The sequence below is a fragment of the Mycobacterium xenopi genome (genome assembly GCF_009936235.1).
GTDB classification, from domain to species: domain Bacteria; phylum Actinomycetota; class Actinomycetes; order Mycobacteriales; family Mycobacteriaceae; genus Mycobacterium; species Mycobacterium xenopi.
Genome location: NZ_AP022314.1, coordinates 415,202 through 442,114, shown reverse-complemented (window position 1 = coordinate 442,114; position 26,913 = coordinate 415,202). Strand labels below are relative to the sequence as shown.

Sequence of the window (26,913 nt, the reverse complement as noted above, 5' to 3'; positions counted from 1 at the left end):
ACGGGGGTACGCGTCTTAAAGACGGTCCTTGACTGCCGCGGCCAGCCGGGCGCCGTCGGCTTTGCCCGCCGCGATCGCAGTGGCCGCTTTCATCACCAGACCCATCTGCTTCTTGCTGGGCTGCTCGCCGAGTTGCTCGGCGACCTGGGCGATCGCGGTGTCGACCACATTGGCCAGCTCGCCCTCGGTGAGCGGCGTCGGGAGGTACTCGTCGATGATCCGCGCCTCAGCGAGCTCGTTGGCGGCGAGCTCGCCGCGGCCGTTCTGGGTGTAGACCTCGGCGGCTTCACCGCGCTTGCGGGATTCCCGGGCCAGGACCTTGATCACCTCGTCGTCGGAGAGCTCCCGCGACTGTTTGCCGGAGACCTCCTCGGTCTGGATCGCTGCCAGCAGCATCCGCAGGGTGGCGGTGCGCAATTTGTCCTGGGTTTTCATCGCGTCGGTGAGATCCGCCCGCAATCGCGACTTCAGTTCCGGCATGGCCAAGACGGTACGCGCCGCAGTCCGTTCGGGCATGGCCGCGGCGATTGAGAAGATGGAGAATTGCCCCGCAGGCCGAGAGGATGGGAGCCATGAGCGACGACGACGGCGGCGCCACCAGGTGAGCACGCCGCCGCCCGACTACCCGGACTACCCGCCCGACTACCCACCACCCGGTTACGGCGGTCCTGGGTATTCCGCACCGGGTTACCCCCCGTTGGGTTACCCTCCGCCGCCTGGTTATGGCCCGCCACCCGGCTACGGTCCTCCACCGGGTTACGGCCCCCCACCCGGCTACGGCCCGCCGTATGGCTACGGCCCGCCGTATGGCCCGCCGTATGGCCCGCCCTACGGCCCGCCCCCGGCATACGGTGTACCCCCTGGCTCTGGCCCGCCGGGCTACGGCATGCCACCGGGAATGCCCGCGGTGCTAAGGCCCGGGATCATCCCGCTTCGGCCGTTGAGCCTCAGCGAGATCTTCAACGGCGCGGTCGGCTACATCCGGGCCAACCCGAAAACCACGCTGGGACTTACCGCGACGGTGGTGCTCATCATGCAGCTTGTCGCGCTGATCGTCAGGGCCGGACCGCTCACGACGGCCGGCTCGGGCGATAACGCCGCATGGACCGTGTCGATCGCGGTCAGCGGACTGGTCACCTGGCTGGCCGGCATCCTGCTCAGCGGCATCCTCACCGTTATCGTCGGCAGGGCAGTGTTCGGGTCAACGATCACCATCGGCGAGGCATGGGACAAGGTGCGCCCGCGGCTGCTGGCATTGATCGGGCTGGCGGCGCTGGAAGCCGCCGGGGTGGTGGCGCTGATCGGCGTGGTGGCATTGGTGGTTGCCGCTAGCGCTGCGGTGGGCAACGCCGCCGCGGCCGTCGTCTTCGGCTTTCCGCTGGCGCTGGCGTTGATCGCGGCGGTGGTCTACCTCTATACCGTGTTGTCGTTCGCACCGGTGCTGATCGTGCTGGAGCGGCTGACGGTCACCCGCGCGATCGGCAGGTCCTTCGCACTGGTCCGCAACAGCTTCTGGCGGGTACTCGGTATCCGCCTGTTGACCGGCGTCGTGGTGTTCGCCGTCGCGTACGCGGTCGCCGCGCCGTTCACCTTCGCCGGACACCTGATGGCGTCCACGCAATCCACCGGCCCGGCGCTGATCGGTGCCACGCTGGTGACCATCGGCTCGGCGATCGGGCAGATCATCACCACGCCGTTTAGCGCCGGAGTCGTCGTCCTGTTGTACACCGACCGCCGAATGCGGGCCGAAGCGTTTGACCTGGTGCTGCAAAGCGGCGCCGCCACAGGGTCTTTCGCGCCGACAACCACTGACGGTCTTTGGCTGATGCGGCCGCTATGAGGGGTTGCTGAGGATGCCCGCCATCGACATCGACCGTGACACCGCGCATCAGGCCGCCCACCACGAACTCGCCAAGCCGATCTACCCCAAATCGTCGCCGATGCAACGACTCAACGATTGGGTCGAGGACCTGGTGTACCGCATTGTGCATGCGGGCGCATCGCTGCCGGGCGGGTGGCTCACCATTTCCGTGCTGCTCATCTTGTTAGCCTTCGGTGTGGCCATCGCCATCGGCATTGCACGACGCACCATGCGCACCAACCGTAGCGGCGATCATCTACTATTCGACGGGGGCCAGCAAAGCGCTGCCCAGCATCGTATGACCGCCGAAGAGTTTGCCGCTCAAGGGAATTGGGCTGCGGCAATTCGGCACCGGCTGCGTGCAGTAGCACGCAGCCTAGAGGAGGCGGGCGTGCTGCAGCCGGTGCCGGGCCGCACGGCGAACGAGCTAGCCCGCGACGCAGGTGCATGCCTACCTCACCTGGCCTCTGAGATGTCGCAGGCGGCAACAGCTTTCAACGATGTCACGTACGGCGAGCGTCCCGGCACACCCGCCGCCTACCGATTGGTCGCCGACCTCGACGAGCACCTGCAATCGCACGGGGCGCAGGCGCGGTGATGGTCGACGCCCCGCTGGCCCAGCCGCCCACGGCGCAAGCGCGCCGCCGACGGTGGCGCGGGGTGGCGCTGACGCTGGCGGCCCTCGTGGTGGTCGCCGCGCTCAGCACATACCTGACCGCGCCGCGGCCCGGTGGCCTGATGGACCCCGCATCCACCGGCCGCCACGGCGCCCACGCGCTGGTGGCATTGTTGCGTGAGCACGGCGTCGAGGTCGTCGTCGCGGGCCGCGTGGCCGATGTCGAACGCGCCGCCCGGCCCGACACGCTGCTGTTGTTCGCCCAGAGTCAACATTTGGCCGACGACGCGCTGCTTCGCCGACTCGCCAACGTCCCCGTCGACCTGCTCCTGGTTGAGCCGACGTCGCGCGCCCGCGCCGCGTTGACTCCCGGCCTTCGCATCGGCGGAGTCAGCACGCTCGACCACAAGCCCAATTGCGCGATGCGGGAAGCTAATCGGGCCGGTTCGGTACAGTTCGGACCGAGCAACACCTACACCGCCGAGCAGCCGTTGACCAGCTGCTACGACGGGGTGCTGGTGCGCTACCGTGACCGCGCCCGCACCGTCACGGTCGTGGGAAACACCACGTTCATGACCAACGGCAACCTGTTGCGCGCCGGCAACGCCGCGCTGGCGATGAACCTCGCCGGCGCCCGTCCACGGCTCATCTGGTATGCACCACAACACATCGAAGGTGAAAAATCGGCATCTGCAACGCTTTTCGATTTGATCCCAAGCAAAGTCGACTGGATCGTCATCCAGCTGTGCGTGACGGTGATACTGCTGGCGGCGTGGAAGGGCCGACGACTTGGTCCGCTGGTCGCCGAGGACTTGCCGGTCGTGGTGCGAGCGTCCGAGACCGTCGAGGGCCGCGGCCGACTGTACCGGTCCAGACGGGCGCGGGATCGGGCCGCCGAGGCACTGCGCACCGCGACGTTGCATCGGCTGCTGCCCCGCGTCGGCCTCGCAGCCCACGCGCCCGCAGTCGCCGTGGTGACAGCCGTCGCCCAGCACAGCCCATTGAGTCCAGAATCGGTGCGGCACATACTTTTCGGCCCGCCCCCAGCCACCGACACCGACCTGGTACACCTCGCCCGAGCGCTCGACGACATTGAAAGGCAGGTTGCACACAGATGACTGAGCCCTCGCCCGCCTCCGCGCAGAGCCCGGCAGCCGAATCGGCGCGCCAGGCGCTGCTGGCGCTGCGCGCCGAAATCGCCAAGGCAGTCGTCGGGCAGGACGCGGTGGTCAGCGGCCTGGTCATCGCGTTGCTGTGCCGTGGCCACGTGTTGCTCGAAGGTGTTCCCGGCGTAGCGAAGACACTGCTGGTGCGTGCTCTGGCCGCGGCCTTGCAATTGGAGTTCAAGCGGGTGCAGTTCACGCCAGACCTGATGCCCGGCGACGTCACCGGCTCGCTGATCTACGACGCGCGCACCGCCGCGTTCGTGTTTCGGGCCGGGCCGGTGTTCACCAATCTGATGCTGGCCGACGAGATCAACCGGACCCCGCCCAAGACGCAAGCCGCGCTGCTGGAGGCCATGGAAGAGCGCCAAGTCAGCGTGGATGGCGAGCCCAAGTCACTGCCGGACCCGTTCATCGTCGCCGCGACGCAGAACCCGATCGAGTACGAGGGCACCTACCAATTGCCCGAGGCCCAGCTCGACCGCTTCCTGCTCAAGCTCAATGTGCCGGTCCCGCCGCGTGATTCCGAGATCGCCATCCTGGGGCGGCACGCGCATGGGTTCGACCCGCGCGACCTGTCGGCGATCAGGCCGGTGGCCGGGCCGGACCAATTGGCCGCTGGCCGCGATGCGGTGCGTCACGTCTTGGTGGCCGAGGAGGTGCTGGGTTACATCGTCGACATCGTTGCGGCCACCCGCGGCTCCCCGGCCCTGCGCCTAGGTGTTTCGCCTCGCGGCGCCACCGCGCTGCTGGGCGCTGCCCGGGCGTGGTCATGGCTGTCGGGCCGCAACTACGTCACCCCCGACGACGTGAAGGCGATGGCCCGCCCGACGCTGCGGCATCGGGTGTCGCTGCGCCCGGAGGCCGAGTTGGAAGGCGCCACGCCCGACGGCGTCCTCGACGGAATCCTGGCCTCGGTTCCGGTGCCCCGCTAGTGATCCTGACCGGACGCACCGGGCTGGCGGCGTTGATGGGCGTGCTGGCGATCATGGTATCGCCCTGGCCTGCAACGTCTTTCGCTGTGCTGCTGACGGCGCTGGCCGTGGCGGTGGTGATCGACGCCGGGTTGGCGGCCAGCCCCAAGGCGGTGCGCTTCGACCGTTTCGGGGCCGCATCGGCCCGGCTCGGCGAGTCAGTCGACGCCGCCTGGTGCTCCGCAACGACGGGCGCCGGCGTTTCCGCGGACACGTTCGGGACGCCTGGGCGCCGAGCGCGCGTGCGCAACCGCGCGTGCACACCGTAGAGCTGGCTCCCGGTCAGACCCGACGCATCGCCACCCGCCTGCGACCGGTCCGCCGCGGCACACGGCGATCGGCTGGCGTCACCGCGCGCTCGATCGGGCCCCTGGGACTGGCGGGACGGCAACGTTCGCAGCCGGTATCCGGGCAGATCCGGATCCTGCCGCCGTTTATATCCCGCAAGCACCTGCCGTCGCGGCTGGCCAAACTCCGCGACATCGAAGGCCAGCTGCCGACCTTGACCCGCGGGCATGGCACCGAATTCGATTCCCTGCGCGAATACGTGGTCGGCGACGACGTCCGCTCGATCGACTGGCGAGCCACCGCCCGCCGCGCCGACGTGGTGGTCCGGACCTGGCGACCCGAACGCGACCGGCGCGTCGTCATCGTGCTCGACACCGGACGCACCGCGGCGGGCCGCGTCGGGTTCGACCCGACCGCCCGCGACCCCAGCGGCTGGCCGCGGCTGGACTGGTCGATCGATGCCGCGCTGCTGCTGGCCGCGCTCGCCTCCCGGGCCGGCGACCACGTCGACTTCCTCGCCCACGACCGGCTGGCCAGGGCCGCGGTGTTCGGGGCGTCACGCACCGAAGTGCTTGCCCAGCTGGTCGACGCGGTCGCCCCGCTGGAGCCAGCGCTACTCGAATCAGACTGGCATGCAATGGTTTCCGCTATTCTTCTGCGGGCCCGACGGCGTGCGCTGGTGGTGCTGCTGACCGATCTCAACGCCGCGGCCCTCGACGAAGGGCTGCTGCCGGTCCTTCCGCAGTTGTCGGCCAGGCATCAAGTGATCGTGGCCGCGGTCGCCGATCCGCGCGTCGACCAGCTGGCCAGCGGACGCTCCGACGCCGCAGCGGTGTACGACGCGGCCGCCGCCGAACGGGCCCGCAACGATCGACACGCGATCGCGGCGCGGCTCCGTCGCCGCGGTGTGGAGGTCGTGGACGCTTCACCCGAAGAACTGGCCCCCGCGCTGACCGACCACTACCTGACGATGAAAGCCACTGGCCGCCTGTGACTTTCGCCCATCCGATGGCCGTGGGCTTAGCCGGTCGGGATCACGTCGGGCGCGTCGGCGACGTCACCGGTGTCGCCGGTGCGGGCTGCTCGGCGGCCGAAGTACACGACATAGGCCAAAAACGCCGCCTCCGCGGCGATCCCGATCCCCACACGAACAACCGTCGGCAGCGGCGACGGGGTGACCAACGCCTCGATCAGGCCGGAGACCAAAAACACCGCCACCAGCCCCACGGCGACCGCGACGACAGCGCGGCCCCGTTCGGCGAGTACCTGGCCGCGCGGCCGCTGCCCGGGCGAGATCACTGACCAGCCCAGCCGCAGGCCCGCGGCGGCCGCGAGGAACACCGCCGTCAACTCCAACAGCCCGTGCGGAAGCAGCAAGCCCAGCATGATGGGACCCTTGCCCGCGGCAAACATCAGCCCGGCGGCCACGCCGAGGTTGGCGGCGTTTTGGAACAGCACGAACGGGATCGGCACGCCCAGCAGCACAGCGAACGCGACGCACTTTGCGGCGACCCAGGCGTTGTTCACCCACACCTCAAGCGCAAACGAGCCGGCCGGGTGCTCGCGGTAGTACGACGCGAACTCATGGTTGACCAATTCGTCTATCTCACTGGGCGTTCCGATGGTCGACTGAACCTCCGCACTGCCGGCTACCCACAACGCGATGATCACCGCCACAGCCAAGAACGCCGCGCCGGTCGCCAACCACCATCGCCAGGCTCGGTAGGCGACCACCGGGAACGACACCGTCCAGAACCGGGCGAATTCGCGGCCCAGCGGGGCATGCGAACCGGTGACCGCCGATCGCGCACGTCCAACCAGTGACGAGAGCCGGCCGACCAGCGCGGAATCCGATGACGCCGAGCGCACCATCGACAGGTGGGTGGAGACGCGTTGGTAGAGCTCGACAAGTTCATCGACTTCGGCCCCGGTCAGCCGTCGCCGGTTCTTGACCAGCTGCTCGAGCCGGTCCCAGGCGGCGCGGTGCGCCAGCACGAACGCGTCGACGTCCACCCCGCCAAGGCTAATGGTCGAGTAGCGTTCGAACTATGGCAGAGGTGGTGACCGGCGACGCCGTGGTGCTCGATGTGCAGATCGCCCAGCTGCCGGTGCGGGCGGTCGGCGCGCTGATCGACATCGCGGTGGTCTTCGTCGGTTACCTGCTGGCCCTGATGCTTTGGGCGGCCACCCTGACCCAGTTCGACGATGCGGCAACGGCCGCGATACTGGTCATTTTCACCGTGCTGGTCCTGGTCGGCTATCCGCTGGTCTTCGAAACCGCAACCCGGGGGCGCTCGCTCGGCAAGATCGTGATGGGCCTGCGGGTGGTGGCCGACGACGGCGGCCCGGAACGCTTCCGGCAGGCGCTGTTTCGGGCTCTGGCGTCGGTGGTGGAGATCTGGATGCTCTTGGGTAGCCCCGCGGTCATCTGCAGCGTGTTGTCGCCGAAAGGCAAACGCATCGGCGACATTTTCGCCGGCACGGTGGTAGTCAGCGAGCGCGGCCCGAAGCTACTACCGCCGCCGCCGATGCCGCCGTTTCTCGCTGGGTGGGCATCCACACTGCAGCTGTCCGGGCTAGGAGCGGACCAGGCGCAGCTTGCGCGTCAATTCCTTTCGCGCGCACCACAACTCGAGCCGCGACTGCGCGAGCAGATGGCCTACCGGATTGCCGGTGACGTGCTGGCCCGCGTCGCGCCGCCGCCCCCGCCGGGTACCCCGCCGCAGCTCGTGCTGGCCGCGGTGCTCGCCGAGCGGCACCGCCGCGAACTGGCCCGGTTGCGCCCCGCGCCGGCACCCCCGCAGTGGAGCGGGCCCCGGGGCCGTCGCGGTGGCCCCCGCCGCCGCCCGGCACCGGCGGATTGACGCCACCCCGGTAGTGGGCTACCGGCGGAAGGTGACGGCGAGCACGACGACGTCGGCCGCCAGCAGGGCCAATGCAGACACCGGGACAACGATGCCCCATCGGCGCCTCGCGGTGACAAAGGAGACGACGATGGCCACCAGGGCCACGACCGGGGCGCCGTAGAACAACACCCCGAAGCCGATCCCACCCGGACCCAAGGTCGGGCACTGCTCATCGCTACACGCCGCCGTGCTCATCACCGCGCCCAACGCGAAAATCAGCACCACCACGGCCGCCGGCACGGTCAACAGCGCCAACACCCAGTTGACCCACAGCCGCACACGCCCGGGCCGCATCTGACTCCCGGCAGCGGACTCGGTCGCGCTCACGGGGGCGTTGGCGATCGTCGGAACGCGATTTTCGTCGGTCATCGACGGGTGCTACCCGGCCGCCCGCGACCGGTAAACCTCGCCGACGCTGAGCCGTTGCATCGCGATAGATTGCGATATATCGTTAATCCACGGTGGCGCGTGGGGCGCTGCCCGTGCAGAAGCGAGAGAGCATGAACACACCATTCCCACCTTTCACCGGGCCGCTCATCGGCGGGCCGGCCGGGTTCCGGTTCGGCGCTCGCGGTGAATTCCGCGGCCACCAGGCCGGACATGGGGGTCCTTTCGGCCCGGGCTTCGGGCGCGGTTTCGGTCCCGGCGGGTTCGGCTTCGGATTCGGGTTCGGCCCCCGCGGCGGGCGGCGGGGCGGGCCCGGCCCACGCGGACGCCGCGGCGACGTTCGCGCCGCGATCCTGGTGCTATTAGCCGAGCGGCCGATGCACGGCTACGAGATGATCCAGGAAATCGCCGAACGCAGCGGGGGCCTGTGGCGGCCCAGCCCTGGGTCGGTTTATCCGACCCTGCAGCTACTGGTCGACGAAGGTCTGATCGTCGGCTCTGAAACTGAAGGCAGCAAACGGCTTTTCGAGTTGACCGACGACGGGAGGGCCGCCGCCGAAAAGATCGCGACCCCGCCATGGGAGGAGATTGCTGACGGCGTCGACCCCCGCCACCTCGACCTGCGGGCCGCGCTGGGTCAACTGTTCGGCGCTGTCGCGCAATCCGTGTACACGGCCAGCGCCGAACAGCAGCAGCGCATCACCGCCATCGTGAACAATGCGCGCCGGGAGATCTACACCGTGCTCAGCGAAGACGCCTGAGCGCCGGCGGCGGCGAGCAGACGCGGTCACGACACCTCGACCCAGTTCAGACTGCGCTGCACCGCCTTGCGCCAGCCCGCATACGCCGCGGCGCGCTCGGCGTCGCCCCAGGCCGGGCTCCACCGCTTGTCCTCCCGCCAGTTGGCCCGCAAGTCGTCCGGGTCGGCCCAAAAGCCGACGGCCAGGCCCGCCGCGTATGCCGCACCCAGCGCGGTGGTCTCGGCCACCACCGGGCGCACCACATCGACACCGAGCACGTCGGCCTGAATCTGCATGCACAGCTCGTTTGCGGTGATACCGCCGTCGACCTTCAAAAGCTCAAGGCGCACACCGGAATCGGCTGCCATCGCGTCGACCACATCACGGCTTTGGTAGCAGATCGCCTCCAGCGTTGCGCGGGCCAGGTGTGCGTTGGTGTTGAACCGCGACAACCCGACGATCACCCCGCGTGCATCCGACCGCCAGTAGGGAGCGAACAAACCGGAAAACGCCGGCACGAAGTAGACGCCACCGTTGTCGTCGACCTGCCGGGCCAGCGTCTCGCTTTGAGCTGCACCGCTGATGATGCCCAACTGGTCGCGCAGCCACTGCACCGCGGAGCCGGTGACAGCGATCGAACCCTCAAGGGCGTAAACCGGTTTGGCATTGCCGAATTGGTAGCACACGGTGGTCAGCAGACCGTGCTGCGACCGGACGATCTTTTCGCCGGTGTTGAGCAAGAGGAAATTGCCGGTGCCGTAGGTGTTTTTGGCCTCGCCGGCGTCCAGGCAGACCTGTCCGACCATCGCCGCATGCTGATCGCCCAGAATGCCGGTGACCGGCACCTCGCCGCCGAGCGGGCCGCTGCTGTGCGTGACGCCGAACGGCTGCGTGGGCGCCGAGGAGGCAATCGACGGCAGCATGGCCCGCGGTATCCCGAAAAACGACAGCAGTTCGTCGTCCCAGTCCAGTGTCTGCAGGTCCATCAGCATGGTGCGGCTGGCATTGGTGACATCGGTGAGGTGCACGCCGCCCCGCGGACCGCCGGTCAAATTCCACAACACCCACGTATCGCAGGTGCCGAAGATGGCGTCGCCGTGTTCGGCTGCGTCTCGCACCCCGTCGACGTTGTCCAGGATCCACTGCAGTTTGCCCGCCGAAAAATACGTCGCCGGCGGCAAGCCCGCCTTGCGCCGGATCACCTCCCCGCGGCCGTCGCGTTCCAGCGCCGCCGCGATGCGGTCGCTGCGGGTGTCCTGCCAGACGATCGCGTTGTAGTAGGGGCGGCCGGTGTGGCGATCCCACACCAGGGTGGTTTCCCGTTGGTTCGTAATACCAAGTGCTGCAATGTCTTTAGGTGCCAAATTGGTTTTGTTCAGCGCCGATATCAGCACCGACGACGTGCGTTCCCAGATTTCGATCGGGTCGTGCTCGACCCAACCGGCGCGCGGCAGGATCTGTTCATGCTCGAGCTGGTGGCGGCCCAGCTCCGTACCGTCGTGGCCGAAGATCATGCACCGGGTGCTGGTGGTGCCCTGGTCGATCGAGGCTATGAATTCGCCCAACTGTTCTCCCCGTGAAGCTCACCGTACCCAGCCATCATCGAATACCCAGCCTCACTTGTCGTCGACATCGACAGCATGCGCGCCGACCGAGGGTAGCGCCGGAAGGTTGCGCATCCGTCGCTAAACCTGTTGCATCAGCAGTGTGGGCGAAGAGGTCAAGCGCACCACGTACACCCGCGCGCACCGCCAGGAGTATCGGCGCAAGGTGCAGTTGTGCCTCGACGTCTTCGAGACCATGCTCGCGCAGTCGAGCTTCGAATTCGACCGACCGCTTACCGGCATCGAGATCGAATGCAACCTCGTCGACGACGACTATCAGCCGGCGATGTCGAATCAGGACGTGCTCGCAGCCATCGCCGACCCCGCCTACCAGACCGAATTAGGCGCCTACAACATCGAATTCAACGTGCCGCCCCGCCCGTTGACGGGACGGGCCCCCCTCGATTTGGAGACCGATGTCCGGGCCAGCTTGAATGTCGCCGAGGCCAAGGCCAACTCCGGCGGCGCCCACATCGTCATGGTCGGCATCCTGCCGACGCTGATGCCCGAACACCTGGCCGCCAACTGGATGAGCGATTCGACACGGTATGCGGCACTCAACGACTCTATCTTCAACGCCCGCGGCGAGGACCTCCAGATCGATATCAGCGGCCCGGAACCGCTGAGCCTGCACTACCCGTCGATCGCCCCGGAATCTGCCTGCACCAGCATGCAATTGCACCTTCAGGTGTCCCCCGAACATTTCGCCGACAACTGGAACGCCGCACAGGTGCTGGCCGCACCACAACTGGCGCTGGGCGCCAACTCCCCCTACTTCTTCGGTCATCAACTTTGGGCCGAAACGCGCATCGAGCTGTTCGCCCAAGCCACCGATACCCGCCCCGACGAGCTGAAAGCCCAAGGCGTGCGCCCCCGAGTGTGGTTCGGCGAACGCTGGATCACGTCGATCTTCGACCTGTTCGAGGAGAACGTGCGCTACTTCCCGTCGTTGCTGCCCGAAGTGTCGGACGAAGACCCGGTCGCCGAGCTGGCCGCCGGGCGCACTCCGCAGCTGTCGGAACTGCGTCTGCACAACGGCACGGTGTATCGATGGAATCGGCCGGTGTACGACGTCGTCGACGTCGACGGTGTCTGCCGTCCGCATCTGCGCGTGGAGAACCGGGTGCTGCCGGCCGGGCCGACCATCGTGGACATGATGGCGAATTCGGCGTTCTACTACGGCATGCTGCGCACCCTGTCCGAAGAAGATCGCCCGCTCTGGACGAAGATGAGCTTCGCCGCGGCGCACGCGAACTTCCGCGAAGCCGCCCGCCACGGGATGGACGCGCGGCTGTATTGGCCGGGATTGGACCAAATCACCCCCAGTGACTTGGTGCTGCGTCACCTGCTGCCACTGGCGGACGAGGGCTTGCGGCGCTGGGAGGTCGCCGTCGAGGCCCGCGACCGGTTTCTCGGTGTCATCGAGGGCCGCGCCAAGACGGGCCGCAACGGCGCCAGCTGGCAGGTGGCCACGGTGCGTGCGCTGCAGCAGCGCGGGATGACACGGCCCGACGCGTTGGCCGAGATGTTGCGCCGCTATTGCCGGCACATGCACGCCAACGAGCCGGTGCATACCTGGGAGGTGGACCAGGCCGGTTCGTGATGTCTACCCGCGGCCTGGTGGAGCGCTGCCGCCAGTGCGAACGCTTCCACGCCGTCGGCGTTGAGGGTTTCGCCGAGCACGACGATTCCTACGCCGACGCCACCATCGGCTTGGCCACGTACATCGTCGGCATCGAAACGCCGACTGTTGAAAGATCATCCCGGCCAACGCGGCCAGTGTCCAGGCGTAGAACTCGGGCGCGCGCAGCACCGCATCGAACCCCTGACGTCCCAGCAGCACGACGAAGCCTTTGGTCAGGACCGCGAACAACGCCAGCGACGAACCCGCCACCACCGCCAGCACCGCTGCCTGTGGCCGGCCCCGCCAGATCCGTGCCCCCAGGACGCATGCCACCAGCAGCGGACCATCAACAGGGCCACCACCGTCCACGCTTGCAGTGAGCCCCGCGAGTGCCCCGCGGCCGGGTCGCCGACGGTGACGACCATCGCCAGCCCGACCGCAAGCACCGCTGCCTACACCCACTCCCATCGGGTCACCCGGTCATGGATCAGGCGCGCGTAAATCACCAGGCGAACAGCAGCGCCCCGCAACATCCTTGTCTACTGCCGCTTCTACTGCCGCCGGGACAGGTCGCGATGTGGCGGTCAGTTCCGCAGATCACCCGGGTTTCGCTGGCGAACTCGTGCCCGAATCGGTGCGGTTACCACTGCGGTAAGACCGGCAGTAACCGGGAAATAGCTTTCCACAGAACGGATTTCGATTTGGCGCGCGATGGCGGCCACGGCTAGGGTAGCCTCCACCATCGCGACGTGCTCGCCGATGCAGGCCCGCGGCCCGGCCCCGAACGGCAGGTACTGCCAGCGGTCGTATCCCGGTGACCGTTGCGGACTGAACCGGTCGGGATCGAATGTGAGCGGGTCGTCCCACAGGGCCGGGTCACGATGGATCGCTTTGACGGTGACGACGACGTGCGTGCCGGCCTGCACCCGGTGGCCGTCGACGTCGATGTCTTTGGTGACAAACCGTTCCACCGCACGTACCGGCGGGCACAAGCGCAGCGCCTCGCGCAGCACCTGGACGGTGTAACCGAGGCGTGGCATGTCGGCATGGGTGAGTTGCCGGTCACCGAGGTGGGCGGCCTCGGCGGCGACACGGTCCTGACATTCCGGGCTATGCCCCAACGCCCACAAAGCGTAGGTGAGCGCGATCGACGTGGTTTGGTGCCCGGCGATCATGGACGACACTAGCTCGTCGCAGATTGCACGATCGGTCAAGGGCTGATCGGTCTGCCGGTCGACCGTCTGCATCAACGCACGCACCAGCGGTGCCCGCCGCGCCGGGTCGGAGCGGCACGCGTGCAGCATTTCGGTGGCCAGCTCGTGCAGGGCCCTGCTCGCGGCGCGGGCTTGTCGCTGCCGACGGGTCGGGAGCCAGTGCGGGGAATTGACCGGATGCAACGCCCGGTCGGCTGCCCATGTCACCGCGGCGCGCAGAGCCGAGCCCAACTCCACCATTCGCTGGTCATCCTCGAGGCCGAGCATCGAACGGCACAGTGCCCGCAAGGTCAGCGCGCGGCATTCGGCATCCAGGTCAACTTCGGCGCCGTCGCCCCAGCGACGAGCCAACTGACCCGCGGCCTCGGCCATGTGGCCGGCGAACCGGGGGAGGTGCTGCTCGGCGAAGACCGACTGCAGCGCTCGCCGGCGCGGACGCCATTCGCGGTGCGGCACAACGAGCAGACCGTCGCCGATGAGCCGACGCAGCTCCCACGACATCCGTGTCATCGCGCGTTCGACGTTCTCGTCGTCGCGAGCGAGTATGTCGTGGGCGCCCCGCGGCGAGGAGACGACCACCACATCCGACCGCAGCCACTTGGGCGCCAGAACCCGACGCGACACCACGCCGTGGACGTCGCGCAACAGCTCGAGGTCGGCGTCGAACCGGCGAGTCGCCATCACCCGCTGCAAGTGGGGCAGCAGCTCGTTTGCCGCCAGCGCCGATGTCACGACGCCCCGGCGGTCGCCCGGTTGGGCGGGGATCTTCGCCATAAGCGCACCGAGTTCGAGTCGCCGTCGAGGAAAGCCATATTTCCGTCGACGCGCTACCGCGGATAGCGTATCCGACTACCCTATTCGGCCCACCGCCGCCGACCGCGTCTTCTATGGCGCCGCCAGCGGCTTCGCTGAACTGTCGTTGGCGCTGGCCGCCGCCGCCGATTCAACACCGTGGTCGTCGGGCGGCGGTTTGCGCGAAGCGCATAACGCGACGTCGCTCGCAGTCTGCCGGCCTCGGCGCCGCTCATTTCACCGCCAGCGACAGCGCGAAGTCGCCAGAGTCATCGGTCCACCACCGGGTGCGTTGCAGCCCGGCCGCGGCCAATTCGGCGGCCACCGCCTCGATGCGGAATTTGCACGACACCTCGGTGAGCATCTCCTCGCCGGCCGCGAACTCGACGGTCAAATTCAACGCACCGATTCGCACGCGTTGCGGAGTTTCGGCGCGCAACCACATCTCGATCCGCTCCGCCCCGGCGTTCCAGCGGGCGACGTGGGCATAGGCGTCGATGGCGAAATCGGCGTCGAGTTCACGGTTGATCACCGCGAGCACATTGCGGTTGAACCGTGCGGTCACCCCGGCGGCGTCGTCGTAGGCGCGGACCAGCCGGTCGGTGTCCTTGACCAGGTCCGTGCCCAGCAGCAGGCTGTCGCCGGGTTGCAACGCGTCGGCCAGCGCGGCCAGGAATTGCGCGCGCGGCCCGGGCGTGAGATTGCCGATCGTCGACCCCAAAAACGCGAACAGCCGCCGCCCGCCGCCCGGGATTTCGCCCAGGTGCTCCTCGAAATCGCCGCACACAGCGGCGATTTCGAGGTTCGGGTACTCGGCCTGCACGGCGGTGGCGGCCGACTGCAGCATGCTGGCGTCGACGTCGAACGGCACGAACCTGCGTAGTGAACCTTGCTCGCACAACGCGTCGAGCAGCATGCGTGTCTTCGCCGATGTTCCGCTGCCCAGTTCGACCAGGGTGTCCGCGCCGGTCGCTGACGCGATCTCCGCTGAGCGGGCAGACAAGATCTCGGCCTCGGCCCGGGTGGGGTAGTACTCGGGCAGCCGAGTGATCTGGTCGAACAGTTCGCTGCCGACTGAATCGTAGAACCACTTGGGCGGCAACGACTTTGGTGAGCGCCGCAAGCCGTCGAACACATCGCGTCGCAAGGCGTGATATGCCGAGTCTTCGGCCAGGTGGTTCGACAGTGACAGCGTCATCAAGATCCTTTCGTGGCTTCCAGCGCGGTCAACGTGACGCCGTCGGCGGTGACTTCGACGACGTGGCGGTCGGGAACGTCTTCCCAGTTGGGGTCGTCGTCATACGGCTCGCTGGCCACCACTACGCCGTCGTCCCGACGCAGCACCGACAGGGTGTCTCCCCAGGTCGTGGCCAATAGTCGGGAACCGTTGGCCGCCAAGATGTTCAGCCGGGCATTCGGGTCGCCGGCCCCGAGTTGGCGGATCACCTCAGCCAGGGCGTCGAGACCTCGCGTGAAGATGAACTCAGCGAGAATCGTGCTGTCGCAGACCGGTTCGGCCGAAGCTGGAGGAGGCAGCACCTTGCGGTCCACCACGCCGTTGTGCGCCAGCAGCCACCGCCCGTCGGTGAACGGTGCTGTCGCACTGACCTCGATCGGCATGCCGACGGTCGCGGAACGCACCGATGCCACCACGCAGTGGCTGCGCAGCGCCGGCGCCACGGAATGAAACGACACGTCACCCCACAGCGGCGCCGTGCTGCGCCAGCGTCGCGGCGTGGCCCCGTCGAAAAACCCGACGCCCCAGCCGTCGGCGTTCATCATGCCGTGCTTTTGGCGGCGCGGCGCATACGACTGCACCCGCAGGCTGTGTGGCGGGTCCAACACCAGCGAGGAGACGGTGACCGCGCGACCCAGCCATCCGAGGTGACGGCACATCAGGGCACGTCCCACGCCAACCTGACGCCGGCGAAGATCTGCCGGCGGTACGGGTGATCCCAATTGCGGAAGCTGGGCCGCAGGATCGCCGGCTCCACTGCCCACGAGCCGCCGCGCAGCACTCGATAGTCGCCGCCGAAGAACGGCTGCGAATAGCGCTGATAGATCATCGGCGTAAACCCGGGCCAGGGTTGCAGCGGCGAGCTGGTCCACTCCCAGACGTCGCCCAGCATCTGTTCGGCCCCGTACGCCGACGCGCCGGCCGGGTAGGCGCCGACCGGGGCCGGTCGCAGCGCGCGGCCGCCGAGGTTGGCGTGCGCCGCGGAGGGTTCCGCGGCGCCCCACGGGTAGCGGCGCCGCGCGTTGACGGCCGGGTCCCATGCGCATGCCTTCTCCCATTCGATTTCGGTGGGCAGCCGCGCGCCGGCCCACGCGGCATAGGCCTCGGCCTCGAAGTACGTGACGTGCTGGACCGGTTCGTCGTCGGGAATCGCCTCGACGTGGCCGAACCGGGTGCGGGTCTGCCCGTCGGCGGCCCAGAACTGCGGGCCGGTCAATCCGGCTTGTTGGCGGTGCTGCCACCCGCGCGCCGACCACCATCGCGGCTGGTGGTAGCCGCCGTCGTCGATGAACTGGCGCCACTCGCCGTTGGTGACCGGGACGCGCCCGATCCGGAACGACGGGACGTCGACGATGTGGGCAGGGCGTTCGTTGTCCAGCGCGAACGGTTCGTCGGCGGCGTCGACACCGAGCACGAACGGGCCGCCGGGCACCAGCACCGACGTCCCGGCCACACCCGGCCGACCGGACGGCAACGTGGCCGAGGCGGCCAGCAGAGGCGGGCCGGTGCGCAGGTTCAGCGCCTGCAGCATGGTTTCGTCGTGCTGGTGTTCGTGGCTGACCACCATGCCGAAGACGAAGTTCGCGTCGGGCTCGTCGGGTGCGGCGTCCAAGGCGTCCAGCGCAGCCGAGCGGACGGTACGGCAAAACGCCCGCGCCTGGGCCGGGGACAGCAGCGGCAGATCCGCGCGGCTGGCGCGGGAATACACGAAGGCGTCGTAGAGGACCTCGACGTCCGCGGGCAGCATGCCCGGCCGGTGAGGGTCACCGCCGCGCAGCAGCCAGAGTTCTTCCTGCTGACCGATGTGCGCGAGATCCCACACCAGGGGACTCATCAGCGGGTGGTATTGGCGGCGCAGTTCGGCGTCGTCGAAGTCGACCAGCCGCAGCGTGCGCTCCCGCGCCCGGGTCAGGTCGCGGGCCAGCTTTTCTTGTAACCTCACGACTCCCCTTGCGCCAACCGCGCGACGGTGGGCGCGATGCCGTGCCCGATCACCCGGTCGGAAAAATCGTCGGCCGGACACCGCCCTTGCTCGACCGCCTCGATCAGCCGTCGCATTCCCTCGTGTAGCTGCGCCGGCGCCCGCTCGGCGGCTATGGCCACACACCGGTTGGCGGCCGCATACAGCCGCCGGTCGCCCAGCCCGATCCGGGCCGCGGTGTCCCACGCGGTGGCCACGGGTGCGACGGCTTCGGCGGCGGCGTCGGCGGCCACCGGGTCGTCCAGCAGCGTCACCAGCGTGAACACCACGGCGGGCCACATGTCGCCCGGGACGCTGTCGAGGTAGCGGATCTCCAGCCAGCCGCGGGGGCGCACCGGGGGAAACAGGGTGGTGAGGTGGTAGTCGAGGTCAGCGACGGTGGGGCGCCGACCGCCGAGCATCGTGCGGCCGTCGGCCCACTCGGCGAACGGCACATAGTGCATCACCGGCACCGCGTCGGGGTTGTGCACCAACATCACCGGGGCCTTGAGCGCGTAGCGCGCCCAGTCGGTGCCCGGATCGTCACCGCTGGCGGCCAGCACCGGCCCGCAGCGCGCCGCGTCGAGCTGACCCCACACCCGCTGCCGCGTCGACAGCCAGCCGGAGAACCTCCCGCCCAGCAGCGGGGAGTTGGCGGCGATCGCGATCATCGTCGGCCCGAGCGCGTGCGCCAGCCGCACCCGTGCCGCCCACCCGGTTTGCGGGCCGGCATCGACGTTGACCTGGATCGACGCCGTCGACGTCATCATGGCCGCGCCCGCAACTCCGGTGTGGCTGGCGGCGAAGAATTGTTCCATGGCGCGGTAACGCGCCCCGGGTTGACCCGCATGGCCGGGCGCAGCGGGTCCGCGCCCAGCGCCACCAGGCCCAGCCCGGCATCGGCGAAGGCGGACCGCAGCACTTGCTGATCGCTGGTCATCGCCGCGATCGCCGGCAGCACCCCGGCCACCGGCGGGCTGGAAAGTTCGACGGCACCGCCGGGTTCGACGCTGACTGTACTGCCGCCGGGCAGTGTGGGAAGCGCCGCGACGACGTCGGTGATTTCGTCCCAGCTCGGCCGGCGGTACGGAGCGGCCGGGTCGTAGCAGTGCGCCTCGATTTCCAGGCCGACCCGCCCCAGCGGCCCGTCGGTCAGGCACGTGTCGGCGAGATACTGCGCGGCCGCCGATGAACCGGCCAGTTCGGCCTCTCCCGAGCGGATACCAGCCAGCTGCGACGCGACCGCCATATTATCGATCCCTCCCGGCCCCAACGCGGTGCGTCAACGGACCGTGGTAGCGCGCGGTTATCGGGCACGATAGCCATCCATCGTCAATCTTGCAGACGGCACCGACATATTTCCCGCGGGTTGGGTCCGCGTGCCGGGCACGCCACCTACTGGCCGAGCGTGTTCTGCATGGCCCCGGCCAGCGCATTCACCGCCGGACCGCCGTTGCCGGACTGGCACACCTTGGCCTGCAGCAACACGTTTTCGCGCAGCCGGGTCTGGGTGAAGCAGCGCCGATCGGTGCCGGCTTCCTGTTTGGTCCAGGCCGCGTCGGTGGAGGTCGGCGGCCCCCCGTCGAACGACCACACCTGGGTGGCGCCGTTGTCCAGGTGCATCGCGGTGGTCAGCCCCGAGCAGCCGACGGTGCGGTCCACGACACGGTGAAACGCCCGGTCCGCGGCGTCGCCGGTGGCGAACACGCCCACCGCCTGCTTGACGAAGTGGGTCTGGTCGGTGGCTGTCGTCTGGGTGACAGCGCTGTTGAACGACGCCAGGTCCGGGTCGTTGTACACCTCCGGCAAGCCGATGTCCGCCCAGTTGTTGCACACCGGCTCGTCGACCCAATAGGCCTGGTACGGCTCGGTGGACACCGATTCCCAGCGCATCGGGCCGCCGACGATGTTGCCCACCGAGCCCTTGCCCAGCACCGCGTAGTTGACCACACCGGGATCCGACGGGCGGGCCGCGGCGGGCGAGGTGCCCAAGGGTGCGCCGAGGCCGCCGACCACCAGCCCGGTGCTTAGCGCCGCGGCGGTGACCCGCACGCGGCTACACCCTGGCCGAGACGTCGACGTCGACGTTGCCACGGGTGGCGTTGGAGTACGGGCAAACCTGGTGGGCCTGCTGCATCAGATCATCGGCGGCCTTCTGGTCGAGCCCGGGCAAATTGCCGACGATGTTGCCGCTCAACCCGAACCCGCCTTCGGGTGTGCGGCCGATGCCGATCTTGACGGTGACGTCGGTGTTGTCGGGAAGTTTGACATTGCTTCGGCCGGCCACCAGACGCAGCGCGCCCAGGAAGCAGGCGGCATAGCCGGCGGAGAATAGTTGCTCCGGGTTCGTGCCTTCGCCGCTGCCGCCCATCGGCTTCGGCGGACGGGTCTCGAGGTCGATGCGACCGTCCGACGATTTCACGTGCCCGTCGCGGCCTCCTCCGGTGGCGGTGGACTCTGCGGTATAGATGGCTTCGATGCTCATAGGGCTCGATCATGCCAACTACAGATCCCAAACAGAAGGCTGGGCCGCTAATAGCTTCGCCTGGATTCTTTACGTCCTCGCAACGCGTCGAATCACGTTGCAGCCCTGGTGATCTGGACGTCAATACGCAGGCTGAATCGGCCGACGCCGAAAATGTATGCGCAACAAACATTTTCGGTCAGCTACGGGCGGGGTGGTGGAGTCGTCGGCGACGGCTGCGTGGGAGCGCCCGGGCGCATGCCGGGCATCATCCCGGGACCTGGCATCATGCCCGGGCCTGGCATCATGCCCGGTCCACCGGGCGGGGAACCCGGCCCACCAGGGCCGCCGGGGAAGACATACCACTGCCCCGGTCCGGGCGGCGGCCCGCCTGGACCACCGGGGACGAACATGCCATGGTGATGGTGGCGATAGTAGTAGTGACGATGCCCCGCGACCGCGGCACCGGAAAAGAAGATGACCGCCACCACGAACACAATTCCCGCGACGATCACGACCCACGCCGCGACCTGGTAAAGCCTGCTGGGCTGTGTCATAAACGGAGGCTGCGCCGCGGGGCGCGGCGGCCCGGGGGCTGTGGGCGGCGGGGTGGCAGACGTCGGCTGGGTCGGTCGTTCAGGTGTCTCGGTCATGCCCTAAATCATGCCCAGCCAATAGCACCCGTGCACCGTGCTCGTCAAGAAATTACCCGCCGATGCCCCGGCGGCGGGTTCACGCCCTACCCGCAGCACCAAAAGGCGCACACGAAAAGTAATGCCGTCGCGACGACAAACACGATTCCCGCGACGATCGCCACCCACGCCGCGACCTGGTAGAGCCGTTCCGGCCGTTGTTGCGGTGCCGGTGACGCCGCGACGGGAACCGGCGGGGTTGAAGGTCCAGGTGTTTCACTCATGCATCGCATCATGCCTCAACGCGGCGGTGGTCGCGGCGGCGTTCGGAGATGAGATCGCTGCGAGCCGTGGTCGAAGCCCGGCGCCCACACCGGGCGCCGGGCTTTGGTCAGGATCTCGAGTTCCTATGGCTCACAAGGGTTTCCGGAGCCGCCAGCGGCTCCGATGTAATCACTCGCTATGGCTGCGCTGGAGCGGTCGAGGGAGCGATGGACTGCGGGGGCTGGCCAGGTCCGGCACTGGGACCGGCGCCGCCCGCACCGCCCGGCCTGCCCGGCAGGACAGCCCCGGGTCCACCCTGATGACGCGGCCCGCCCTGGTGGAACATTGCGGCGTGGGGATGCCGGTGATGGTGGCAGCCGTGATGTCCGCGGTGAGCGGCGATCCGGAAGCCGGCGAAGAAGATGGTCGTGACGATGAACAAGATGCCGGCCACGATCACCACCCAGGCAGCCAGTCGGTAGAGCCAATACGGTTTAACAGGCTCGGTCGATGGCGTGGCGGCAACCGTGGTCGGCGTGGTTGGGGTTTCAGGTGTTTCACTCATGCCTCGAATGATGCGCGGGCAAGCAATAGCCGGGGCTAGGTTCCAGCTATGAAAGAGCTATGAGTACCGGCGGTTACTCGTCCGGTTTGAACGGATTGACCGCGAACTGGATGACCCGGTACGGGGCGCGGGCTCGCGGATCGGCGTTGTTCCACTGGCTGACGAACACCCGCAGCTCGTCCAGCGTCGACCCCGGCGAAATGTAGCCGCCGTACGGTTGGGCGAGCCTGTTGTCATACGGCGGCGGCAGGCTTTCGGCGGGCTCGGGCCACTCGTCGTGGCGCACCACCGTGGTCACCGGCGCGGTGCCCAGCGACGTCGGATCGTTGGCCACCCGAACCTCCATGTCGCCGGTGCTGGCGTTGAAATACGACAGCACCGCCTTGCCGTCGATCTGCCGAAAGCTCATCTCGCCCACCTGGTCGCCCCACAACGGGGTGGGCGGCTTGTTCCAGCCGCCGTCGGGGCCGGCAGCCCAGCCTTGCCAGCGTGAGCGGTCGGTGAACGTCTCCGGCGTGGCACGGTAGAGCACGACCGGCTGGGTGCGGTCGAAGCTGTCGGCGACGATGTAGACCCAGCCGGTCGCTGAATCGGCCGTTGGCACCGGGTCGTAGTAGCCGCTGATCTGTGACTGCCGGCCGTCCTGGTAGGCCGCGTCCCGCACTGATCCCGGTACGGTCGGCCAATTACCTTGCGCCGGATCGGCTTTCACCAGCCGGGAGGTTTGCGGCACCAGGTTGACGGCCGTGGTGACCAGCAGGTAGTTCTGCCGGTTGATCTGCACCACCCCGGCCGGCAGCTGCGACGCCCCCGGCGGCGTGGGATCGGCCAGCAGCGGCTCCCACACCCCCATCACGCCGAAGTAGTGCACGCCGGCCGGGTCGTCGACCGAGGCGGTGTCGACGTGCAATGCGATCGGCGCGAACCCCGGGCCGAAGCCCACCCCCTGCCCCGGAAAGCTGTCCCCGCAGACCTGCAGCACGCCGCTGGGAAACTCCATGAACGCGCACAGGTCAGTGGCGCCGATGCCATAGTCGCGGGTGGGGGTGCCGGTGCCGGCGGTGGGGCCGAGCCGTATCACCTCGCCCGGCGCCAGCGGCTGTAGCACCGGCTCCGGCATCGGCGCGGGCGGATCGGCGTTGGCCAACCAAAACGCTTGTGGCACAAGAAAACAGGCCACAGACGCGGCCGTCAACGAACACCGCGTGACCCGGCGGGCGTGGGCCAAGCTCACCCGCGGATCACAGCTCGGCGGCGAGCAGCTCGGCGATCTGGATGGTGTTGAGCGCAGCCCCTTTGCGCAGATTGTCGCTGCAGACGAACAGCGCAAGGCCACGCCCGTCCGGCACACCGGGGTCGCGCCGGATCCGGCCGACCAGGGATTCGTCGACACCGGCGGCGGCCAGTGGGGTGGGCACATCGACCAGCTTCACGCCCGGCGCGCCGTCGAGCAGCTCGCGAGCCCGCTCTGGCGAAAGGGGTTGGGCGAACTCGGCATTGATCGACAGCGAATGCCCGGTGAAGACGGGGACCCGCACGCACGTCCCGCTGACCGAAAGCTCTGGGATGCCAAGGATTTTGCGGCTCTCGTCGCGCAACTTCTGGTCCTCGTTGGTTTCACCGGAGCCGTCGTCGACCAAGGCGCCGGCCAGCGGCACCACGTTGAACGCGATCGGGGCCACATACGTTTTCGGCGTCGGAAATTCGACCGCGCCGCCGTCGTACACCAGTTGTTCCGCGTCGTCGACGACCGCGCGGGCTTGGTCGGCCAGCTCCTCGACCCCGGCGACGCCGCTGCCGGAGACCGCTTGGTAGGTCGAGGCCACCAGGCGCACCAGCCACGCTTCGTCGTGGAGCACCTTGAGCACCGGCATCGCGGCCATCGTGGTGCAGTTCGGGTTGGCGATGATGCCCTTGGGCAGGCGACCGGCGCCGCGAACATCCCGGTCGAAGTTCACTTCGGACACCACCAGCGGCACGTCCGGGTCCTTGCGCCACGCCGAGGAGTTGTCGATCACCGTCACCCCGGCGGCGGCGAACCGCGGCGCGTGCACCCTCGACATCGTCGCACCCGCGGAAAACAGCGCGATGTCCAGACCGGCGGGGTCGGCGGTCTCGGCATCCTCGACCTCGATCTCCTCGCCGCGGAACGGCAATTTGCGGCCCTGCGAGCGAGCCGAGGCGAAGAACCGCACCGACGTCGCCGGGAAATTGCGTTCCTCCAGCAGCGTGCGCATCACCCGGCCCACCTGCCCGGTGGCCCCGACAACACCGATCGCGACCATCAGCGACCGGACCCCGCGTAGACGGTCGCCGGTTCACTGCCGCCGAGCCCGAAGGCTTCGTGCAATGCGAGCACGGCCTTGTCCAGTTCGGTGTCGCGGATCAGCACCGAGATGCGGATCTCGGAGGTGGAGATCAGGTCGATGTTGACGCCGACCGCGGCCAGCGCTTCGCAGAACGTGGCGGTCACCCCGGGATGGCTGCGCATGCCCGCGCCGATCAGCGACACCTTGCCGATGTGGTCGTCGTAGAGCACTTGGGAAAACCCGATCTCGTCCTTGAGCGAATCCAGCTTGGCCACCGCTGTCGGTCCGCTGTCGCGTGAGCACGTGAACGTGATGTCGGTCTTGCCGTTTTCGACCTTGGAGACGTTCTGCAGCACCATGTCGATGTTCACGTCGGCGTCGGCGACAGCCCGGAACACCTTGGCCGCGTAGCCAGGGATGTCGGGGATGCCGACGACGGTCACCTTGGCCTCGCTACGGTCGTGCGCGACTCCGGTCAGGATGGGGTCTTCCATGGGCTTGTCCTTGATTGATCCGGTGACGACGGTGCCCGGCTTGTCCGAATACGACGACCGGACGTGCACGGGAATGTTGTAGCGGCGGGCATATTCGACGCAGCGCAGCATCAGCACCCTTGCGCCGCAGGCAGCCATCTCGAGCATCTCCTCGAACGTGACCGTGTCGAGCCGCCGCGCGTTCGGCACAATCCGCGGGTCGGCGCTGAAGATGCCGTCGACGTCGGTGTAGATCTCGCAGACATCGGCCCCCAGCGCCGCGGCCAATGCCACCGCCGTGGTGTCCGAGCCGCCGCGGCCCAGCGTGGTGACGTCCTTGGTGTCCTGGCTGACCCCCTGGAAGCCGGCGACCAGCACGATCTTGCCCTCGTCGAGCGCCGCCTGCAGGCGGCTCGGGGTGACGTCGATGATCTTCGCGTTGCCGTGCGTGCCGGTAGTGATCACGCCGGCCTGCGACCCGGTGAACGAGCGCGCATCCGCGCCCAGCGATTCGATGGCCATCGCCACCAGCGCATTGGAGATCCGCTCGCCGGCGGTCAGCAGCATGTCCAGCTCGCGAGGCGGCGGCGCCGGGCAGACTTGCTGCGCCAGCTCCAGCAGTCCGTCGGTGGTGTCGCCCATCGCCGAAACGACCACCACGACGTCGTTGCCCTGCTTTTTGGTCTCGACGATGCGCTCGGCGACACGGCGGATCCGCTCGGCGTCAGCCACCGAGGATCCGCCGTACTTCTGCACGACGAGCGCCACTGTTGCCCTTCCGGTCCTGCCAGATTCGCCTGGTGTGAGTCCAGAACAGAATACGTGGCCGCCCCAGCGCCGATGCGGGTCGCGCAGCCCGCATTTTGGCCTGCGGGTAGAGCGGGAGTACAGTGCATTGCGTGCAGCGGGTGCTCCTTCTCGGACGCCGCGACGGGGTCTGATCTAGACCGGCCTCCCGTCGCGGGCGTTTGCGATGCGCCGGTCTGAGATCCCCCTTTCAAAACCGGAGCAACCACCGTGACAAGCTTTTCCCGGCCCTCGGCCGCCTCACCCGACGCGTTCTCGTCAATACGCGCCATCACCAAACCCGCCGGCCCACCCAATCCCGGTCAGCCCGCCTGGAACACCCAGCGCGGGTCGTCGATGCCGATCAATCGATATCGGCCGTTCGCCGAGGAAGTGGAGCCGATCAGCCTGCCCGACCGCACCTGGCCCGACCGCGTCATCACCAAAGCGCCGATGTGGTGTGCGGTCGACCTGCGCGACGGCAACCAAGCGCTGATCGACCCCATGAGCCCGGCCCGCAAGCGGCGCATGTTCGACCTGCTGGTGCGCATGGGTTACAAGGAGATCGAGGTGGGGTTCCCGTCGGCCAGCCAGACCGACTTCGACTTCATCCGCGAGATCATCGAACAGGACGCCATCCCTGACGACGTCACCATCCAGGTGCTGACCCAGTGCCGCCCGGAGCTAATCGAACGCACCTTCACCGCGTGCGCGGGCGCGCCCCGGGCGATCGTGCATTTCTACAACTCGACGTCAATCCTGCAGCGCCGGGTGGTTTTCAAAGCCGACCGGGCCGCCGTGCAGGAGATCGCGGTCCAAGGCGCGCGCAAATGCCTCGACGAGGCCGCCAAATACCCTGGCACGCAATGGCGATTCGAATACTCGCCAGAGTCCTACACCGGCACCGAACTGGAATACGCCAAGCAGGTGTGCGACGCCGTCGGCGACGTCATCCAGCCCACGCCGGACAACCCGATCATCTTCAACTTGCCGGCCACCGTCGAAATGGCAACGCCCAACGTCTACGCCGACTCGATCGAGTGGATGAGCCGTCATTTGGCCCGGCGGGACTCGGTCATCTTGAGCCTGCACCCGCATAACGACCGCGGAACTGCCGTTGCCGCAGCCGAATTGGGCTATCAGGCGGGTGCCGACCGCATCGAGGGCTGCCTGTTCGGTAACGGCGAGCGCACCGGCAACGTCTGCCTGGTGACGCTGGGGCTGAACCTGTTTTCCCGTGGCGTTGACCCGCAGATCGATTTCTCCAACATCGACGAGATCAGGCGCACCGTCGAGTACTGCAACCAGCTGCCGGTGCACGAAAGGCATCCCTACGGCGGCGATTTGGTGTACACCGCGTTCTCCGGCAGCCACCAGGACGCGATCAACAAGGGCCTGGATCAGATGAAGATCGACGCCGACGCCGCCGGCTCCGACGTCGAGGACATGCTGTGGCAGGTGCCGTACTTGCCGATCGACCCGCGCGACGTGGGCCGCACCTACGAGGCCGTGATCCGGGTCAACTCACAGTCCGGCAAGGGCGGGGTCGCCTACATCATGAAGACCGACCACGGCCTGGTCCTGCCGCGTCGGCTGCAAATCGAATTCAGCCAGGTGATCCAGAAGATCGCCGACGGCGAAGGGGGTGAGGTCTCACCGAAAGAGATGTGGGAAGCCTTCGCCGAGGAGTATCTGGCCCCGGTGCGCCCGCTGGAGCGGATCCGCCAGCGGGTGATCGCCTCTGAAGTCGACGGCGGCACCGACCGCATCGAGGCCGTCGTCAAGGTCGACGGGGTCGAAACACACATCAGCGGCGCCGGCAACGGCCCGGTCGCCGCGTTCGTCGATGCGCTGAGCCACATCGGCTTTTATGTCCACGTGCTGGACTACTCCGAACACGCGATGTCCGCCGGGGAGGAAGCCCAGGCCGCCGCCTATGTCGAAGCGTCGGTGGATGGGCGCACGGTGTGGGGCGTGGGCATCGCGTCGTCGATCACCACCGCGTCGCTTCGCGCGGTCGTCTCGGCGGTGAACCGCGCAGCGCGGAACTGACG

General features: G+C 68.2%; 22 protein-coding genes and 5 pseudogenes. 9 read left to right on the top strand and 18 right to left on the bottom strand.

Going from position 1 to position 26,913, the window contains the following annotated elements:
* Positions 1-15 precede the first annotated feature (15 nt).
* Positions 16-480, bottom strand: a complete 465-nt coding sequence (locus tag MYXE_RS01770; RefSeq protein WP_085196056.1) for a GatB/YqeY domain-containing protein — start codon at positions 478-480, stop codon at positions 16-18.
* Here MYXE_RS01770 and MYXE_RS01765 point away from each other — a divergent pair.
* The 5 genes and pseudogenes from MYXE_RS01765 to MYXE_RS01745 all read left to right on the top strand — a co-directional run bounded on the left by MYXE_RS01765 (position 479) and on the right by MYXE_RS01745 (position 5,896).
* Positions 479-1,840 carry a hypothetical protein gene (locus MYXE_RS01765; protein ID WP_415624454.1) on the top strand — a complete coding sequence of 454 codons (1,362 nt, stop codon included), beginning with the start codon at positions 479-481 and terminating at the stop codon, positions 1,838-1,840. The genes MYXE_RS01770 and MYXE_RS01765 overlap by 2 nt on opposite strands.
* A gap of 13 nt (positions 1,841-1,853) precedes the next feature.
* Positions 1,854-2,459 carry a DUF4129 domain-containing protein gene (locus MYXE_RS01760; RefSeq protein ID WP_003921592.1) on the top strand — a complete coding sequence of 202 codons (606 nt, stop codon included), beginning with the start codon at positions 1,854-1,856 and terminating at the stop codon, positions 2,457-2,459.
* Entirely contained in the window at positions 2,459-3,595 is a 1,137-nt protein-coding gene (locus MYXE_RS01755) for a DUF4350 domain-containing protein (RefSeq protein WP_085195999.1), read from the top strand. Before MYXE_RS01760 ends, MYXE_RS01755 begins: the two co-directional genes overlap by 1 nt.
* Positions 3,592-4,575, top strand: a complete 984-nt coding sequence (locus MYXE_RS01750; RefSeq protein ID WP_003921590.1) for an AAA family ATPase — start codon at positions 3,592-3,594, stop codon at positions 4,573-4,575. The genes MYXE_RS01755 and MYXE_RS01750 overlap by 4 nt, the downstream gene beginning before the upstream one ends.
* Positions 4,575-5,896, top strand: a pseudogene (locus MYXE_RS01745) (DUF58 domain-containing protein). Before MYXE_RS01750 ends, MYXE_RS01745 begins: the two are co-directional and overlap by 1 nt.
* A gap of 26 nt (positions 5,897-5,922) precedes the next feature.
* On the opposite strand, the gene MYXE_RS01740 reads toward MYXE_RS01745, so the two are convergent.
* Positions 5,923-6,915, bottom strand: coding sequence for a stage II sporulation protein M (locus MYXE_RS01740; protein WP_085196003.1), 993 nt, complete (start codon positions 6,913-6,915; stop codon positions 5,923-5,925).
* A 35-nt stretch (positions 6,916-6,950) separates the two neighbouring features.
* On the opposite strand from MYXE_RS01740, the pseudogene MYXE_RS01735 reads away from it, so the two are divergent.
* A pseudogene (locus tag MYXE_RS01735) lies at positions 6,951-7,739 on the top strand (RDD family protein); the annotation flags it as partial.
* Between the two features lie 45 nt (positions 7,740-7,784).
* Here the strand turns inward: MYXE_RS01735 and MYXE_RS01730 are convergent.
* Entirely contained in the window at positions 7,785-8,177 is a 393-nt protein-coding gene (locus MYXE_RS01730) for a hypothetical protein (RefSeq protein ID WP_085196007.1), read from the bottom strand.
* A gap of 131 nt (positions 8,178-8,308) precedes the next feature.
* Between MYXE_RS01730 and MYXE_RS01725 the strand changes: the two genes are divergently transcribed.
* Positions 8,309-8,956 (top strand): PadR family transcriptional regulator, encoded by a 648-nt coding sequence (locus MYXE_RS01725; protein ID WP_085196009.1) that lies wholly within the window; start codon positions 8,309-8,311, stop codon positions 8,954-8,956.
* Positions 8,957-8,982: 26 nt separating this feature from the next.
* Here the strand turns inward: MYXE_RS01725 and glpK are convergent, their stop codons facing one another.
* Entirely contained in the window at positions 8,983-10,449 is a 1,467-nt protein-coding gene (gene glpK / locus MYXE_RS01720; RefSeq protein ID WP_232061797.1) for a glycerol kinase GlpK, read from the bottom strand.
* 193 nt (positions 10,450-10,642) lie between these two features.
* Between glpK and MYXE_RS01715 the strand changes: the two genes are divergently transcribed.
* A complete protein-coding gene (locus MYXE_RS01715) occupies positions 10,643-12,142 on the top strand; it encodes a hypothetical protein (protein WP_003921583.1) in 1,500 nt (499 codons plus the stop codon).
* A gap of 20 nt (positions 12,143-12,162) precedes the next feature.
* On the opposite strand, the pseudogene MYXE_RS23740 reads toward MYXE_RS01715, so the two are convergent.
* From MYXE_RS23740 to MYXE_RS01650, 14 genes and pseudogenes are all read right to left on the bottom strand, one after another.
* Positions 12,163-12,672: pseudogene (locus MYXE_RS23740) on the bottom strand (DMT family transporter); the annotation flags it as partial.
* 75 nt (positions 12,673-12,747) lie between these two features.
* Positions 12,748-14,151: a cytochrome P450 gene (locus MYXE_RS01710; protein WP_085196014.1), complete on the bottom strand. Its 1,404-nt coding sequence runs from the start codon at positions 14,149-14,151 to the stop codon at positions 12,748-12,750.
* Between the two features lie 250 nt (positions 14,152-14,401).
* Positions 14,402-15,367: an L-histidine N(alpha)-methyltransferase gene (egtD, locus tag MYXE_RS01705; protein WP_003921580.1), complete on the bottom strand. Its 966-nt coding sequence runs from the start codon at positions 15,365-15,367 to the stop codon at positions 14,402-14,404.
* Positions 15,367-16,065 carry an ergothioneine biosynthesis protein EgtC gene (gene egtC, locus MYXE_RS01700; RefSeq protein ID WP_085196058.1) on the bottom strand — a complete coding sequence of 233 codons (699 nt, stop codon included), beginning with the start codon at positions 16,063-16,065 and terminating at the stop codon, positions 15,367-15,369. The genes egtD and egtC overlap by 1 nt, the downstream gene beginning before the upstream one ends.
* Positions 16,065-17,348, bottom strand: a complete 1,284-nt coding sequence (egtB, locus tag MYXE_RS01695) for an ergothioneine biosynthesis protein EgtB (RefSeq protein ID WP_085196016.1) — start codon at positions 17,346-17,348, stop codon at positions 16,065-16,067. Before egtB ends, egtC begins: the two co-directional genes overlap by 1 nt.
* A pseudogene (egtA, locus tag MYXE_RS01690) lies at positions 17,345-18,615 on the bottom strand (ergothioneine biosynthesis glutamate--cysteine ligase EgtA). The gene egtB and the pseudogene egtA overlap by 4 nt, the downstream one beginning before the upstream one ends.
* Positions 18,616-18,761: 146 nt before the next feature.
* The gene (locus tag MYXE_RS01685; RefSeq protein ID WP_085196020.1) at positions 18,762-19,418 is read right to left on the bottom strand and encodes a sensor domain-containing protein; all 657 of its coding nucleotides are present in this window, start codon (positions 19,416-19,418) and stop codon (positions 18,762-18,764) included.
* A 4-nt stretch (positions 19,419-19,422) separates the two neighbouring features.
* Positions 19,423-19,851, bottom strand: a complete 429-nt coding sequence (locus tag MYXE_RS01680; RefSeq protein ID WP_003921575.1) for an organic hydroperoxide resistance protein — start codon at positions 19,849-19,851, stop codon at positions 19,423-19,425.
* Positions 19,852-20,033: 182 nt separating this feature from the next.
* On the bottom strand, positions 20,034-20,483 hold the full coding sequence (locus tag MYXE_RS01675; RefSeq protein WP_003921574.1) for a hypothetical protein: 450 nt from the start codon (positions 20,481-20,483) through the stop codon (positions 20,034-20,036).
* 128 nt (positions 20,484-20,611) lie between these two features.
* Positions 20,612-20,746, bottom strand: a pseudogene (locus tag MYXE_RS01670) (hypothetical protein); the annotation flags it as partial.
* Between the two features lie 176 nt (positions 20,747-20,922).
* Positions 20,923-21,291 carry a hypothetical protein gene (locus tag MYXE_RS01665; protein WP_161552026.1) on the bottom strand — a complete coding sequence of 123 codons (369 nt, stop codon included), beginning with the start codon at positions 21,289-21,291 and terminating at the stop codon, positions 20,923-20,925.
* A 73-nt stretch (positions 21,292-21,364) separates the two neighbouring features.
* The gene (locus MYXE_RS01660; RefSeq protein WP_085196024.1) at positions 21,365-22,525 is read right to left on the bottom strand and encodes a DUF4185 domain-containing protein; all 1,161 of its coding nucleotides are present in this window, start codon (positions 22,523-22,525) and stop codon (positions 21,365-21,367) included.
* A gap of 7 nt (positions 22,526-22,532) precedes the next feature.
* Positions 22,533-23,576 (bottom strand): aspartate-semialdehyde dehydrogenase, encoded by a 1,044-nt coding sequence (locus MYXE_RS01655; RefSeq protein ID WP_085196026.1) that lies wholly within the window; start codon positions 23,574-23,576, stop codon positions 22,533-22,535.
* Positions 23,576-24,841 (bottom strand): aspartate kinase, encoded by a 1,266-nt coding sequence (locus MYXE_RS01650; protein WP_085196028.1) that lies wholly within the window; start codon positions 24,839-24,841, stop codon positions 23,576-23,578. The genes MYXE_RS01655 and MYXE_RS01650 overlap by 1 nt, the downstream gene beginning before the upstream one ends.
* 249 nt (positions 24,842-25,090) lie before the next feature.
* On the opposite strand from MYXE_RS01650, the gene leuA reads away from it, so the two are divergent.
* Entirely contained in the window at positions 25,091-26,911 is a 1,821-nt protein-coding gene (gene leuA / locus MYXE_RS01645) for a 2-isopropylmalate synthase (protein WP_003921569.1), read from the top strand.
* Positions 26,912-26,913 lie beyond the last annotated feature (2 nt).